Origin of the sequence: Hymenobacter metallicola, assembly GCF_004745645.1 — a bacterium.
In the GTDB taxonomy this organism is placed as follows: Bacteria; Bacteroidota; Bacteroidia; order Cytophagales; family Hymenobacteraceae; genus Hymenobacter; species Hymenobacter metallicola.
Genome location: NZ_SRMB01000001.1, coordinates 1231546 through 1245542, shown reverse-complemented (window position 1 = coordinate 1245542; position 13997 = coordinate 1231546). Strand labels below are relative to the sequence as shown.

Here is a 13997-nt window from a genome sequence, read left to right as displayed (position 1 = left end):
TGTATTTACCAGCGAAAAACCTACTCGGCTTTCTTCTTGGTTTTTTTAGCTGAGGTAGCGGCCTCTGGGTTGCCGGGAGCAGCTGCCTCCTGTTCCGTTGGAATGATACCGGCGGTGCTCAGGGCTTCGTCAGCGGCTGGTTCTTCCTGCTGCGTACCGGCCTCCGTCGACGCTTTGGTAACCGCTTTCTTCTGGGCCTTGGGCGCGGCTTGCTCCGCCGGTTCAGTGCTGGTTTCAGCGGCGGGCTGCTCAGCTTCGGCAGCCTGGTACTCCAGGCGGCTGCTTACGGCCTTGTACCACGATACGAGCTTCTTGATATCGGACATGTACACCCGCTGCCGGTCGTAGTCGGGAATAATTTCGCCCATGAAAGAGGCCAAATCCCGGTCGTCCGACTTGTTGGTAATGGCCAGATCGGTACCATGCTTCTGGTAAATCCGGTCAAATACTTCAGTCAGCGGAATGGTCTGGTCGTAGTCTTGGGTGTAGATGGAAATCTCCTGCAGCAACGAAACTTTGTTGCGTGCCGAAGCTACCGAGCGGGTGCCGCGTTCATCAAGCGACTCTACAATGACGCCGGCCCGGGTAGGACGCACCAGCCGATAAAGACCGGGCATTCCACTGATAGCGGCAATTTCCTTGAGGTCGTAGGGCATAGAAAAAAGGGTTGGGTAAGAAAATGCAATGTTATTCGGTCGGAGCTGCGGCTGCCTGGCCGGGCGCGGACAGCTTAAAGGTGACGGGTAGGCTGGTCAGCACAGCGTAGTCGGGCTTTTTGAATTTGAGCAGGCGCACCACGCGCAAGGCTTCTTCCCCGCAGCCACCCCCAATGTTCTTCACCAGCTTGATACCCGACATGGTGCCGTCCGTATTCAGGGTGAAGCTGACGATGCAGTTGCCCTGAATCCGGTTGCGACGCGCCATCACCGGGTACTTCAATTCCTTCTCAATGAAGGCATACATGGCTTCCTGGCCGCCTTCGTAATACTCGGCTACCGGAATAGTTTTGACGTGGGCAGGAGCCGCGGCGGCCGGTGCAGCATCGGTGGCTGGGGTCGTAGCCTCGGGCACGGGGCCGTCGGTTTTAACCTTTACTTTCGTTTTTTGGGCAAAGGCCGTCGAAGTACCGGCGAGAAGGCCAAGAGCCAGAATAAATGGGATTTTTTTCATGGAAAAACCAGGGAGAAAAACAGGGAAATGAGAGGCGAATTGTTGGCCGGTGAGCTTGGCAATTACAGGGCCAATCTACGCATTCTCCGCTTGCTGGGCTAATTGCCGGTTTATTTCATCAATAAAACTCAGCAAATCTTCCCGGCCTGTTTTCTCCTCAGCCGATGTAACAAAATGACGCGGCAGCTCGTCCCAAGTTTGCTGCATTTTCTGCAGATACGCACTAATATTCTGTTGGGTGCGGGACGTCGACTGCTTATCGGCTTTTGTGAAAACCATGACAAAAGGAATGCCCTCGGCCCCGAGCATTTCCATAAACTCCAAGTCCGGCGCAAGGGGAGCGTGGCGGGAGTCAATTAGCACAAATACGCAGGCCAGATTTTCCCGGTGCCGCATATAATAGCTAATCATTTTGCCCCAGGTAGCCCGCGACTCTTTGCTGACCTTGGCATACCCGTAGCCGGGCAAATCGACCAGGTACCAGGCATCATTAATTAAGAAATGATTGATTAATTGGGTTTTGCCGGGTAAAGACGAGGTCTTGGCTAACCCTTTGTGGTCGGTCAGCATATTTATTAACGACGACTTACCCACGTTGGAACGGCCAATAAAGGCGTATTCGGGTAGGGTAGGCGCCGGACACTGGTCAACGCGCGAATTGCTCATCAGGAATTTCGCCTCGCGGATAATCATAAGCCAAAAACGTGGGGTACGGCCGCAAAGGTAGCAGATCTGCGCGGGTCCGGCTCAGTCATAAATTTTTACGGGAAATCCTTGTAGTTTACAAAGCACACCTATATTTGCGCGGTTTGCATCCTATTCGGGTACAGTGCTCAGAGAAACGTTTTCTCGCTCGGGATTATGTAAAACTTCTTTACAATTGGATACGGCTAAGGTCGTATTATAAAATTTCTATCTTTGCCCACAACTTGCCTAGTTCCGTAGTGCCAAGCTGGTTCATAAAAAGCGTGAATAGTAATTTTTTAACGCTTTAGGCCAGAAAAATCGGCTGGCAGGCTTAACCCTGGAACAGGTTTTCAGTATAAGAGGCAACTCTTAAAAATTTGCAGCCGCAATTGGCGGTTCCTTTTTCTGCAAACCTCCCTGCAACTCCTTATTCTCAAACCCCCTCCTACAATGGACAACTTAGTCAGAAGGTTATTGAAAGCCTCTTGCACCTTCGCTCTTGCCGCGGCCGTGGCCCAGCCTGCGCTGGCCCAGAGCACCCGCAAGACGCTAAAGACTGCAAACAAGTTCTTTGACCAAGAGAACTACCGGGCATCCATCCCTTTCTACGAGCAGGTGTTGGCCAAGGAGCCGAACAATGCGCTGGCCCTGTTCCGGGCTGGTATTTCTTACATGTCCTTTGACAAGGAAAAGGCCAGCGACTACATCTACAAAGCTCAACGCCTTAAGCCCAAGGTGTCGAAGGACGTGGAGTATTGGCTCGGCCGAGTAGACCACCTGAACTACAACTTCGACGAGGCAATTGCCCACTTCCAGGCCTACAACACGACTCTGGGAAAGAAGGACACCCGTAAAGCGGCTTTGGCTCAGCTGATTCAGCACAGCAAAAACGCCAAGATTCAATTCAACAGCCCCAAGGATATCTTCGTCAAGAACTTGGGCCCCACCATCAACACGGCCTTCTCGGAGCACAGCCCCGTAATCTCGGCCGATGATAAGCTGCTACTCTTTACCTCGCGTGGTGAAAACGTAACCGGGGCTACCGGCTCGACGGCTAACCCCAAGAACAAGAGCGTAGCCGCCGACGGTGAGTACTACGAAGACATCTTCGAAGCCAAGCGCATCGACGACGAGAACTGGGAAAAGCCCCGTTCGCTGAGCGGCGCCCTGAACGGCAAAGGCCACGATGCCTCCATTCAGGTGTTCGACAATGACACCAAAATGCTGATGTACCGTCAGGATGAGAATGGTGACATTTTCTACTCGGAGAAAACCGGTGGTGACTGGACCGAGCCCAAAAAGCTGAACAAGAACATCAACTCTTCTGCCTTTGAGTCGGATGCTTACATCACGCCCGATGGCCTGACCATTTACTTCTCAACCAGCAAGTTCTCGGAGCAGAACACCCTGGATATCTACTACGCTACCCGCACTCCGGGCGGCGACTGGGGCACACCCAAGTCCTTGGGCAACGTGGTAAACACGCCCTACGACGACGACAGCCCCTTCCTGAGCAAAGACGGCAAGACGCTGTACTTCAGCTCCCGCGGCCACAACACGATGGGTGGCTACGATATCTTCAAGTCGGAGTTTGACTCGGTAGGCCGCACCTGGGGCCGCCCCGAGAACATGGGCTACCCCGTGAATACGCCCGACGATGATACGTACTACCGCTTGAGCCCCGATGGCAGCTATGCTTACCTCTCCAGCTACCGCATCGGTGGCTACGGTGAGAAAGACATCTACACCATCAACTACATCAAGAACGCCATCATCCGCGGCAAGGTCTATTCGCAGCGCGACAGCACCATCATCCCCGGCGTGGAGCTGGTATTCTCGGGCACCCAGGCCGACAAAACGGCGCTGAGCTACCGCGACGTGACCAAGCCCGAAACCGGCGACTACCAGGTAAGCGTGCTCTCGGGCCGCACCTACCAGGTAGCCGTATCGAAGGATGGCAAGAGCATCGAAACTCAGGAGTTTGCCGTGCCGATTTCGACCAACGACTCGACGGTAATCGAAAAGAACTTCTACGTGCCGTATATCGATACGACGGGTACGAGCATGTTTGCTTTCAAGAAGATCTACTTCGATACTGACAAGTACAAGCTGCGGCCCGAGTCCATTAAGGAGCTGAACAACATCAGCGGTATCCTGAAGGCTAACCCCGGCGTGAACATCTCGATTGAAGGCCACTGCGACTCGCGCAACACCGACGAGTACAACATGGTACTGGGTCAGAACCGCGCCGATGCGGCCTACAACTACCTGAAGAAAAACGGTATTGCCGAAACCCGCTTGACCACTGTTAGCTACGGCGAGCGGAAGCCTGCCGCCACCAACGATTCGCCGGAAAACATGCAGCTCAACCGCCGCGTCGAGTTCCGCGTGATTCTGAAGGAAGGCGAGGCCATGCCCAAGATGAACGCCGCCGGTACGGGTACATCCGGTGCTGGTAGCACCACAACGGGCAGCAGCACTTCGGGCAGCACCCGCACCAGCGTGCCGCTGACCCCTGGCAAAAGCAAGGTGAAAATGGCCGATGGCACCAAGGTGAAAACCAAAGTGGACGAGGACGACGATAAAGTGAAGGTGAAAACCAAGGGTGCCGCCGGCGAAGAGTCGAAAACGAAGACCAAGGACGGTGCTATTGATGCCAAGACCAAAGACGCCAACGGCGAAAAGACCAAAGTGAAGACGGACAACGACTAAGCCGTCTTCTGACCAGTGTAAAACGGGCCGGGCATTTCGCCCGGCCCGTTTTTTTTCAACATAATGCCGCAGCTAGCGTTATGTTTGGGCAATTCTGCCCTTAAGTCTTCGTTCTTCGTTTTAGAAGTATGACCGTTGTTCCCTACAAAGATGATGCTGCCGGCAAAAAGTCGCAGGTAGCCCAGATGTTTAACAGCATTGCTGGTAAATACGATTTTCTGAACCATTTCCTCAGCGCCGGCACCGACATCTACTGGCGCCGGAAGGCGGTGAACGAGCTGAAGAACCTGCGGCCGGCCCGGATTCTGGACATTGCGACCGGCACGGCCGACTTTGCGATTGAGAGCCTGCGCCTGTCGCCGGAAACCAAGGTGACAGGCGTGGATATTTCGGAAGGCATGCTGGAGGTAGGCCGGCGCAAGCTCCTGGAAAAGGGGCTGGCCAACCGCATCCAGCTAGAGCTTGGCGACTCGGAGAACCTGCCGTTTCCGGACAATCACTTCGACGCCGTAACGGCTTCTTTCGGAGTACGCAACTTTGAGAACTTGCAGAAAGGCCTGGCCGAAATGCAGCGGGTGCTGCGCCCGGGTGGTAAAGTGGTTATCCTGGAGTTTTCCAAGCCCACCGCCTTTCCGATGAAGCAGGCCTATAACTTCTATTTCCGGCATATTCTGCCGGTGTTTGGTAAACTGATTTCCAAGGACCGCGCCGCCTACACCTACTTGCCCGAGTCGGTGCAGGCTTTCCCGGATGGCCAGAATTTCATGGCCATTCTCACGCAGGTTGGTTTTAAAAATCCCTCATGGCAACCCCTCACTTTCGGTATAAGCTCGATTTACACGGCGCAAAAGTAGCGTCGCTGGCCGTGGCCTCTCTGCTGCTGGGCTTGGCCCCCAGTACGGCAACTGCCCAGAAAAAAAGCCAGACGAGTGCCAGCCGAGGTGGCCGCGGACAGGTGAAATCCATTACGGTGAACAACCTGCCGGGCTACGATGATAAATGGTTTCATCCGGGCTTCTACATTGCGCCGAACTTCTCGCGCTACAAGCTCGAACAGTCGCCGGCCTACATTCAGGCCATTCAGAATGGCAGGGGTGTTTCGGCCAATGCGCTGGTGAGCCCGGGCCTGTCGGTAGGCTTTATCGGCGACGTGCGGTTGGCCGATTATTTTAATCTGCGCTTCACTCCGGGCGTTAGTTTTATGACGCGGCGCATCGAGTTTAAACCCTACGGTTACCAGCCCGCCGACTCCATCTTTACCCAGGAAGTGGGCGGCACCCAGATTGATTTGCCCCTGTTGGTGAAATTTCACTCGGAGCGGCGGCGCAACACCCGGGTGTACATGATAGGAGGCGTCCGGTCGAGTGTGAACGTGGGCAACCGGCGCAAGGACCCGTTGCGCAACCGTCTGCAGGCTTCCAGCAACGACTTTGCTATTGAGTATGGCGTCGGGCTCGACTTGTTTTACCCACTCTTCAAGTTTGGGCCCGAGCTACGCTTTTCCCACGGGCTCAACAATCTGTTGCAACCCAATAAGGATGTCTACAGCACCAGCCTGCAGAGCCTGAAAAGCAACACCGTTACGCTGTATCTGAATTTTGAATAAGCCGGCTTTATCGCCGGGGAGCTTTCCTTTATGATCCGTACTGCCTTTGTTACCGGGGCTTCTTCCGGTATTGGCCGCGCCACTGCTTCAGCGTTGGCCCAGGTTGGTTTCCAACTCATTCTCACCGGCCGCCGCCGGGAGCGGCTGGAAGAACTAGCCCGGGAACTGGCCCCGGCTGCTACCCACCTGCTGACCTTTGACGTGCGCGACCGGGCGGCCGTGGAGGCGGCGGTAGCCTCTTTGCCCGCCGAGTTTCAGCAGATTGACGTGCTGGTCAACAATGCCGGTGGAGCCCACGGGTTGGCACCTATTCAGGAGGGCGACCCTGCCGATTGGGACACCATGCTGGACAGTAACGTGAAAGGCTTGCTCAACGTGAGCCACGCCGTGCTGCCAGGCATGACCCAGCGCCGGCAGGGCCATATTATTAATATCGGCTCCATTGCCGGCCACGAGGTGTATGCCAACGGTAACGTGTACTGCGCCTCCAAAGCCGCCGTGGCGGCCCTGACCAAGGCCATGCGCATCGATCTGCTGCCGCTAAACATCCGCGTGGCCGAAGTAAACCCAGGTGCCGTGGAGACGGAATTTTCGCAGGTGCGCTTCAAGGGTGATACGGAACGGGCCGCCAAGGTGTATCAGGGCTACGACCCGCTGAAGCCGGAGGACATTGCCGAGGTTATTCAATTTATGGTAACCCGTCCGGCCAATGTGCACATTGCCGAAATCACTGTCTTTGCCGGGGCGCAAGGTGCCGCTACGCTTATCAACCGCAGCTAACAACCCGATGCGGCCAACAAAAAAAGCCTTCCAGTCGTTGGCAAGGCTTCTTTTGTTAGATAAGGGCTTGATGCAGTCGTTCTAAAACGGGGCCGTTCAGTTCGTGCTTACCGGCAAACCAGATGATTTCCGGCTCGGTCCCCAGGCTTTGCAGAAAGGCTTGTTGCTGGGCTAAGTCGGCGGCGCTGATGAACTCGTCTTGGTCGCCGCACACGAGCGTAACCGGAAACTGATGCAGCAGCCGCGTAGCCACGGTAAATTCCATATCGGCAGGAAAGGCCCCGGCCCACAGCACGAGGCGGGCCGGCCGAAACGGGGCCCGGGCCAACCAGCGGCTCACGGTAGCCGCGCCCTGCGAAAAGCCCAGCACCGTAACCTGCACCTGGGCGCTACAGGCTTGCAGGACGGTGCCGGCTAGCTGGTTGAGGTAGGCAACGTAGTCGTCGATTTCGGCCAGGCGGTCTTCACGCGTCATCCAGGTGGCCCCGATGCGGCCACTGGTGCCTTGCAGATAGAAGCGCGACAAGCCCTCCGGGGCAATAACAACCGTTGTGGGGTCGGCCTGGGTGAGGCGGTGGAAGTGCCGGATGAAATAGGCTGCCAGCTGCCCGTAGCCGTGGCACACAAACCATACCTGGCGCGTAGCCGCGTTTAGCTCGCCAGCCTGGTAGTAGCGGGCCGAGCGGGTAACGGTGAGGTGCCTTTCCTGTGATTCCGGCATACGAGCTAAAAATAGGAAGTGGTGGAGTGGCGAGTTCTTGTTCTAGTGAGGCGCACCAGCGTTAAGCAGGCCATTAACGCACTGTCTCACGGTCTCATGAATTCCCCACCGGAGGCAGGTCGCTGGCCGAGAACTGGAAGGGCAGCAGATCGGCCAGGGAGCGGAAGCGGTAAATGGTATTGTTGGGGCCGGGCAGCAGCAGGGGAATGGGCGTGCCCTGGCGGTTTTCGTACTCGGTCATCACCTGGCGGCAGGCTCCGCAGGAAGTCACGGCCACAAACTCGCCATGGGCGGGGCGGGCGGCCACGGCCATGCACAGAATACGCCGCTCGGGCTGGGAGGCGGCCAGGCCAAACAGCGCCGTTCGCTCGGCGCACAAACCCGACGGGTAGGCCGCGTTTTCCTGGTTGGTGCCTTTGTGAATGAGTCCGTTGTCGAGCAATAAGGCGGTGCCCACGTGAAAGTGGGAGTAGGGGGCGTACGCCTGATCGGTAGCGGCGCGGGCCTGTTGCCAGGTAGCAGCTTCAGCGGCGGATAGTTCGGCTTCAGAGGCCAGCACCTCGACGGTGATGGTGAGATGGAGCGGGTGGGCCATCGGGAGGAAAAAATACAAGATTCGGGTACCGAATAGCGGCCCCGGTGCGGTAAGGGGCGGTGAATGTACTACAATTATCCTTTATCAAATAACATTTGTTGCGTCATGAGCTCCCTGGTTTAAGGCCAGCCCAACGATATTTAGCCCCGGTAGTAGGTTTTTTTACCGATTATTGACCTCGATTCCCACCCCGTTTGGCAGCTGCTCCCAAAATTCCCGCTGCCGAATGCCAATTACTCGCTCTTCCATGGCTCGAATTCTGCTTCTCGGCGCCGGCCGCTCGGCTTCTTCGCTTATCCATTATCTGCTGCGCCACGCGGGTGCTGAAGGCTGGCAACTGACTATTGCCGACGTCGACCCGGCCCATTTGGCCCCGGTGCTGTCGGCCCACGCGGCCTATGCCCAGGCCGTGACGTTTGACATCCAGCAGGAAGTGCAGCTGCACGGGCTGGTACAGCAGGCCGATATTGTTATTTCCATGCTGCCGGCCTTGTTTCACCTACCCGTGGCTAAGGCCTGCGTGCAGTACCGGCGGCATATGGTAACGGCCAGCTACGTATCGGAAGAAATCCGGGCCCTGGATGGGCTGGCTAAGGCCGAAAATATTCTGATTCTGATGGAGTGCGGCCTCGACCCCGGCCTGGACCATATGTCGGCTATGCGGGCCCTGACCGATATCCGGCGCCGGGGCGGACGGCTGACGGCCTTCCGCTCGTACTGCGGGGGGCTGCTGGCGCCCGATTCGGAAGGTGATAATCCGTGGAAGTATAAGTTTACCTGGAATCCGCGCAACGTTGTGCTGGCCGGGCAGAGCACAGCCAAATACCTGGAAAATGGCCACCTGCGCTTTATTCCGTATCAGCAGCTGTTTGCCCGCACGACCCCGATTTCGGTGGCCGGCTACGGTGATTTTGACGGCTACGCTAACCGGGATTCGCTGAGCTACCGCGCCCCGTATGGCCTGGACAATATACCGACAATGCTGCGTGGCACCCTGCGCCGGGCCGGCTACTGCGCCGCCTGGCAGGCCTTTGTGCGCCTGGGCCTCACCGACGACTCCGTGCACCTGAGTAACCCGGCCGACATGAGCTGGGCTGCCCTCATTGAATCATTCCTGCCCGCTGCGGCCGATTCGGCTTCCCTGCCCGAGCGCCTGGCTGCTTACCTGGGTCTGGACCCCGACGGGGCCGAAATGCAGCGCCTGACGTGGCTGGGTATTTTCACGGAGCAGCCCGTAGGCTTAGCCGACGCTACCCCGGCCCAGCTCCTGGAGCGCCTGCTCACCGACAAGTGGCGGCTGCAAGCAACTGACCAGGACATGATAGTAATGCAGCACACGCTGGAGTATGAGCTGGCCGGCGTGCCCCACCGCTGGGAGTCTTCGTTGGTAGTATTGGGCGACGACGCGACCCAGACGGCTATGGCGAAAACCGTGGGCCTGCCCGTCGCCATGGCCGTGCGCCGCCTGGCGGCCGGACTCATTACCCAGCGCGGCGTCGTGATTCCGACCGAGGCCAGCTTGTACGAACCCATTTTGGATGAGCTGGCGGCCGACTATGGTATCCGCTTCGAAGAACACGAAGTAAGCCTGGAGCCCGCCGTACAAGTCTGATCGGGGGCGGGAGTATCTACTGCTTCGAGTCCGGGTCATTGGCCACCAACTCGCTGAACTCGGGTGGGTGCGGCTGCTTCTGCTGGGTACCCTCCCCGAAGCCTGCGACGAAATTACCCTGCTGGTCGAGGGCCGCAGCATTACGTTGTCGCTGAGTTTAGCACACTTACTACCAACCTACTCGATACGCTCTACCAGGATAAGCTGGCCCGGGTAGCGCAGCTCTTGCCCACCACTCAGTAATCTGAAGGCTGCTTAGAAGGCTAGGTAAAAGTCCTGGAGCAAAGCCCGAAACTCGGGGGTATAGGCCTCACTGGTGGCTTCGTGCATGGGCAGGGTGCACTGTTGAGCTGTCTTTGCTTGGCGGCTAAAGCGTGAAATATGGCGTAGAGGCTTGCTACCCGGCCGGTGGCACACCACCAAGCGTGCCTCCGGATACAGGCCGGCCCGGGCCGCTTCCCGCTCAAAATGCTGCATTTCCGGCGGAGGCAACAGGACGGTTAACTTTCCCGCGGCCGTCAGAAATTGCGCTGCAAACCCGGCCAGTTCTCCAAAGGAGAGCGTATCGGCGGCGGTGTGGCGGGCCGTGGTGCGGGCCGCATCGGGGGAGCGGAGGGAGGCCCGGAAGAAGGGCGGATTGCACAGGATATGGTCGAAGGGCAGCGGGAGGGTAGCTGCGTAATCAGCCAGGCTCAGCGGGTGAATCCGGACCCGGTCGGGCCAGGGACTGCGCCCGGCATTGGCCCGTGCCTGTTCGGCCGCCTCGGGTTCCAGTTCCACGGCCTCAATCAGGGCAGTGGGGTTGCGCTGGGCGGCCATCAGCGCCAGCAGGCCGGTACCGGTGCCAATATCCAGAATGCGGCTAGCCTCGGCAAGCTCGGCCGTAGCCCCGAGCACGCAGGCGTCGGTGCACACTTTCATGGCGCAGCGGTCCTGCTCGATGGTGAAATGCTTGAAGCGAAAATAGGAGTTGGCCAAACGGGCGTAGGGCAAAAAAGTAAAGTAAACGGTCTAGCGGCGGGCGGTTTGCCGGTCCCAGTCGCGCAGCAGGCGCTGCAACTCGGCATACTCTTCGGCGTAGGCCCCCTCCAGCGGAAACTTGCTGGTAAACTGCCGGAAGTAGCTGCCGGCCTGTTGGTCGCCGCTGAAGGCGCTAAGTAGCAGCCGGTTGGCCAGCTCAATGCGCTTTTCGGGCTTGGCGGCGCCGGCCGTTTCATAGTCCTTCTTAACGCGGGCTATTTCTTCGGCCGTGTAAGGCCGCAGCTTCTGATTCAGGGAAGACTGGTGTTGCACCTGGCCCTTGGCGGTGAAAAACCGGTCGATACGAAAGGCCACAAACTCATAGGCAAAGTTCTTGCCGGCCGGCAGGTTTTTTACCGACTCGACCGTCAACGTATCCTGGCGGAAGCTCAGGCGGCACTTCTCCCGAATATCCCAGTACTTGAGCACCTTGCGGGGCTGGCAGGTAGAAACGGCGAATTCCGAGAAAAACTCCTGGCGTTTACCCTGCTCCTTATAGCCGCAGACCGACAGCACCGGCCCGGCGGCAAACGCAAACAGGCTGTCGGGCTGGGTGTTGGCCAGGGGCACTTCGGTGGGGCAGCTGCACTGCACGGCCGGCCGAATCGGGACGCTCTGGGCCGTGGCGGGCGTAGAGCTTTCCATCTGCTGCTGGCAGGCACTCAGGAGGCCCAAACCGGCCACCGAAACGAAGAAAAGGAGTGAGTTCATACGTACTACTATACGGCAAGCCGGCCCGCGAAGGCCAGATGTTGATTAGGAAGTTAGGCCGGCTGGGGCTGCTGGCGCCGAGTCGTTGACCGGAGCAGAAACCCGTGAACCGGCTTTTCCACCAGGTAATACAGCCCTACGGACAAAGCCACGGTGAGCAGCCAAACAAGGCCGAACCGAAGCAGGCCGGGCAGCCCGGCCGGCAGCCAGCGCAGCAGCTGGTCGTGCCATACGCCCATGTGGAGCAGGTAAAAGCAGTAGGAGGCCCGGCCCAGCACCTGCAAGGGCGCCGTGCTGAGTGCCCTTCGCAACAAGGTCTGCTCCGAGGCCAGCCCGCTCAGCAGCAGCCCCGTGCCCAGTGGCAGCAGCAGGTTGTTGACCACGACGCCCCCAGCCGTATCGATGCTGACTTTGCCGCTGTAGAGCTGAATGCCGGTAAGGGCTGCCAGGGCCAGCAGCACCAGCAGGCTGCCGGCCCGGGTGGCGCGCTGGGTCACCGCTTCCGCCGGGGTAGCCAGGGCAAACGCCGCGCCGAGCAAAAACTCGGAGCTGCGCCCGAAGAGGGTGGCAATCAGCATGAAGTGCGCCTGCGCAAAATTCAGTTCCCAGCCCGTGCCCGTCCAGGTATAGGCAACGAAGCCGGCCAGCAGCAGGGCCGCGCCGCACCCTGCCCACACCCGCGGGGAGTAGCGCCTACCGAGCCAGAACAGCAGCGGAGCCAGCAGGTAAAAGCACTCTTCCACCGTCAACGACCAAGTTTGCACGATACCCGTGAAGGCCAGCCCGTCCGAAAATCCTTTGAGCAGGGTGATGTTGGCGATATACAGCCAAAGCCCGTTATCAGCCGCGTAGAGCTTGTTGAGCAGAAAAGTGAGGGTCGTGACCAGGAAAAACACCGGATAAATCCGGGCCCAGCGCCGCCGGGCATAGGCCAGCAGCTGCCGCCGCGTGAACTCTACGTGGTAGTAACGCTGGCAAATAAGAAAGCCGCTGAGCGTAAAGAAAATAGAGACGCCAAGGTGACCTTCCCGGCACAGGGCGTGTAGTAGCTGCCCGAGTCCGGAGCCGGAGGCTTCCACCGGGGGGAAATGGAAGAAAAATACGCAGTAGGCCGCTACTGCCCGTAAGCCCGTCAGGGCGGGGAAGTAGGAACCCGGTTTCATAACTGGGCCGCCGCGGCCTCGTAACCGGCATCAATGAGCAGGGGGCCGTGCACGGCGCTGCGCACGGCCAGCTGGTCGCACCGCTCGTTTTCGGGGTGGCCGTTGTGGCCCCGCACCCAGCGGAACTGCACCTTGCGCTGCTTGTAAATCTTGAGAAAGCGCCGCCACAGATCCTCATTAGCTTTCTTGCCGAAGTCCGCCTTGTTGGCCCAGCCAAAGACCCACTTTTTCTCCACGGCATCGACGACGTACTTCGAGTCGGTGGTAACGGTAATCGGAATTTCGGGCCGTGTCACGGCTTCCAGGCCGATGATGACGGCCAGCAGCTCCATCCGGTTGTTGGTCGTGAGGCGGAAGCCCTGGGTAATTTCCTTTTCGTGGGGGCCGTAGCGCAGAATAGCGCCGTAGCCGCCCGGGCCCGGGTTGCCGCGCGAAGAGCCGTCGGTGAAGAGTTGTATCAAGGCAGATGCAGTAAAGGAACGTCATGTCGACCAGCGGGAGACATCTCGCGTGCTGATGATGGCTTACCATTCATACGTCAGCACGCGAGATGTCTCGCGGGGCTCGGAATGACTGCTCTAGGGTTAAAAGTTACTTTTAAACAGCTTGATGGCAATAGCCAGCAGAATCACGCCGAACACGCGGCGCAGAATGTCCTCGCCCGCCTTGCCCAGTTTGCGCTCAATCCAGGCCGAGCTTTTGAGCACGATGAAGACGAAGACCAGGTTGAGGCCAATACCCACCAGCACGTTGGGCAGGGAGTAGGCCGCCCGCAGGGAAAGCAGGGTCGTCATGGTGCCGGCGCCCACGATGATGGGAAAGGCCAGCGGGACAATGGAGCCGGTGCGGGTGGTGGGGTCGTTGCGAAAGAGCTCAATGCCCAGAATCATCTCCATGCCGATGAGAAAGATGATAATGGCGCCGGCCAGGGCAAACGACTGGTAGTCGACCCCAAACAGCGACAGAATGCTCTGGCCTAGAAACAGGAATACCACCATCAGCACGCCCGCCACCAGCGTGGCCTTCTCGGAGTGAATCTTGCCCTCGCGCTGCCGAATCTGGATGATAATCGGGATGGAGCCCAGAATATCAATTACCGCAAACAGGGTAAGCGTAACCGAGAAGATTTCCTTGAGGCTAAACATCTGTGAACTAATGAGATGATGAAATGACGAGGTCGTTGTTCTGATGGCGCAGGTTGCGCAAATGGCGCAGATAGA

Annotated in this window: 15 protein-coding genes; 5 read left to right on the top strand and 10 right to left on the bottom strand. The window is 58.2% G+C overall.

The window, feature by feature from the left end:
* Positions 1–20 precede the first annotated feature (20 nt).
* The 3 genes from E5K02_RS05260 to yihA form a co-directional block, all read right to left on the bottom strand.
* Positions 21–656 carry a DUF5606 family protein gene (locus tag E5K02_RS05260; protein WP_135392762.1) on the bottom strand — a complete coding sequence of 212 codons (636 nt, stop codon included), beginning with the start codon at positions 654–656 and terminating at the stop codon, positions 21–23.
* Between the two features lie 31 nt (positions 657–687).
* Positions 688–1170, bottom strand: coding sequence for an energy transducer TonB (locus tag E5K02_RS05255; protein WP_135392760.1), 483 nt, complete (start codon positions 1168–1170; stop codon positions 688–690).
* 75 nt (positions 1171–1245) lie between these two features.
* On the bottom strand, positions 1246–1863 hold the full coding sequence (gene yihA, locus E5K02_RS05250) for a ribosome biogenesis GTP-binding protein YihA/YsxC (RefSeq protein WP_135392758.1): 618 nt from the start codon (positions 1861–1863) through the stop codon (positions 1246–1248).
* 444 nt (positions 1864–2307) lie between these two features.
* Here yihA and E5K02_RS05245 point away from each other — a divergent pair, with 444 nt between their 5' ends.
* The 4 genes from E5K02_RS05245 to E5K02_RS05230 all read left to right on the top strand — a co-directional run bounded on the left by E5K02_RS05245 (position 2308) and on the right by E5K02_RS05230 (position 6955).
* Entirely contained in the window at positions 2308–4569 is a 2262-nt protein-coding gene (locus E5K02_RS05245; protein WP_167856290.1) for an OmpA family protein, read from the top strand.
* A gap of 128 nt (positions 4570–4697) precedes the next feature.
* On the top strand, positions 4698–5423 hold the full coding sequence (ubiE, locus tag E5K02_RS05240; RefSeq protein ID WP_135392756.1) for a bifunctional demethylmenaquinone methyltransferase/2-methoxy-6-polyprenyl-1,4-benzoquinol methylase UbiE: 726 nt from the start codon (positions 4698–4700) through the stop codon (positions 5421–5423).
* Positions 5372–6175 (top strand): type IX secretion/gliding motility protein PorT/SprT, encoded by an 804-nt coding sequence (gene porT, locus E5K02_RS05235; RefSeq protein ID WP_135392754.1) that lies wholly within the window; start codon positions 5372–5374, stop codon positions 6173–6175. The genes ubiE and porT overlap by 52 nt, the downstream gene beginning before the upstream one ends.
* A 30-nt stretch (positions 6176–6205) precedes the next feature.
* Entirely contained in the window at positions 6206–6955 is a 750-nt protein-coding gene (locus E5K02_RS05230) for an SDR family NAD(P)-dependent oxidoreductase (RefSeq protein ID WP_135392752.1), read from the top strand.
* 55 nt (positions 6956–7010) lie between these two features.
* On the opposite strand, the gene E5K02_RS05225 is transcribed toward E5K02_RS05230, so the two are convergent.
* Both E5K02_RS05225 and E5K02_RS05220 read right to left on the bottom strand, forming a co-directional pair.
* Positions 7011–7676, bottom strand: coding sequence for an alpha/beta hydrolase (locus tag E5K02_RS05225; protein WP_135392750.1), 666 nt, complete (start codon positions 7674–7676; stop codon positions 7011–7013).
* 94 nt (positions 7677–7770) lie between these two features.
* Entirely contained in the window at positions 7771–8271 is a 501-nt protein-coding gene (locus E5K02_RS05220; protein ID WP_135392748.1) for a cytidine deaminase, read from the bottom strand.
* A gap of 247 nt (positions 8272–8518) precedes the next feature.
* Between E5K02_RS05220 and E5K02_RS05215 the strand changes: the two genes are divergently transcribed.
* Positions 8519–9883: a saccharopine dehydrogenase C-terminal domain-containing protein gene (locus E5K02_RS05215; protein WP_135392746.1), complete on the top strand. Its 1365-nt coding sequence runs from the start codon at positions 8519–8521 to the stop codon at positions 9881–9883.
* A gap of 255 nt (positions 9884–10138) precedes the next feature.
* On the opposite strand, the gene E5K02_RS05210 is transcribed toward E5K02_RS05215, so the two are convergent.
* From E5K02_RS05210 to E5K02_RS05190, 5 genes are all read right to left on the bottom strand, one after another.
* Positions 10139–10876, bottom strand: a complete 738-nt coding sequence (locus tag E5K02_RS05210) for a tRNA1(Val) (adenine(37)-N6)-methyltransferase (protein WP_240737158.1) — start codon at positions 10874–10876, stop codon at positions 10139–10141.
* 18 nt (positions 10877–10894) lie between these two features.
* Positions 10895–11614 carry a hypothetical protein gene (locus E5K02_RS05205; protein ID WP_135392744.1) on the bottom strand — a complete coding sequence of 240 codons (720 nt, stop codon included), beginning with the start codon at positions 11612–11614 and terminating at the stop codon, positions 10895–10897.
* Between the two features lie 53 nt (positions 11615–11667).
* Positions 11668–12777 carry an acyltransferase family protein gene (locus E5K02_RS05200; protein WP_135392742.1) on the bottom strand — a complete coding sequence of 370 codons (1110 nt, stop codon included), beginning with the start codon at positions 12775–12777 and terminating at the stop codon, positions 11668–11670.
* Positions 12774–13238: a ribonuclease HI gene (gene rnhA / locus E5K02_RS05195; protein ID WP_135392740.1), complete on the bottom strand. Its 465-nt coding sequence runs from the start codon at positions 13236–13238 to the stop codon at positions 12774–12776. Before rnhA ends, E5K02_RS05200 begins: the two co-directional genes overlap by 4 nt.
* Before the next feature lie 123 nt (positions 13239–13361).
* Positions 13362–13922 carry a MarC family protein gene (locus tag E5K02_RS05190; protein WP_135392738.1) on the bottom strand — a complete coding sequence of 187 codons (561 nt, stop codon included), beginning with the start codon at positions 13920–13922 and terminating at the stop codon, positions 13362–13364.
* Positions 13923–13997: the final 75 nt, after the last annotated feature.

Coding starts and splice junctions, on each gene's coding strand:
- E5K02_RS05190 (WP_135392738.1), bottom strand. CDS start 13,922: ATGTTTAGCCTCAAGGAAATCTTCTCGGTTACGCTTACCCTGTTTGCG.
- porT (WP_135392754.1), top strand. CDS start 5,372: ATGGCAACCCCTCACTTTCGGTATAAGCTCGATTTACACGGCGCAAAA.
- E5K02_RS05260 (WP_135392762.1), bottom strand. CDS start 656: ATGCCCTACGACCTCAAGGAAATTGCCGCTATCAGTGGAATGCCCGGT.
- E5K02_RS05220 (WP_135392748.1), bottom strand. CDS start 8,271: ATGGCCCACCCGCTCCATCTCACCATCACCGTCGAGGTGCTGGCCTCT.
- yihA (WP_135392758.1), bottom strand. CDS start 1,863: ATGATTATCCGCGAGGCGAAATTCCTGATGAGCAATTCGCGCGTTGAC.
- E5K02_RS05255 (WP_135392760.1), bottom strand. CDS start 1,170: ATGAAAAAAATCCCATTTATTCTGGCTCTTGGCCTTCTCGCCGGTACT.
- E5K02_RS05200 (WP_135392742.1), bottom strand. CDS start 12,777: ATGAAACCGGGTTCCTACTTCCCCGCCCTGACGGGCTTACGGGCAGTA.
- E5K02_RS05215 (WP_135392746.1), top strand. CDS start 8,519: ATGGCTCGAATTCTGCTTCTCGGCGCCGGCCGCTCGGCTTCTTCGCTT.
- ubiE (WP_135392756.1), top strand. CDS start 4,698: ATGACCGTTGTTCCCTACAAAGATGATGCTGCCGGCAAAAAGTCGCAG.
- E5K02_RS05245 (WP_167856290.1), top strand. CDS start 2,308: ATGGACAACTTAGTCAGAAGGTTATTGAAAGCCTCTTGCACCTTCGCT.
- E5K02_RS05225 (WP_135392750.1), bottom strand. CDS start 7,676: ATGCCGGAATCACAGGAAAGGCACCTCACCGTTACCCGCTCGGCCCGC.
- E5K02_RS05205 (WP_135392744.1), bottom strand. CDS start 11,614: ATGAACTCACTCCTTTTCTTCGTTTCGGTGGCCGGTTTGGGCCTCCTG.
- E5K02_RS05230 (WP_135392752.1), top strand. CDS start 6,206: ATGATCCGTACTGCCTTTGTTACCGGGGCTTCTTCCGGTATTGGCCGC.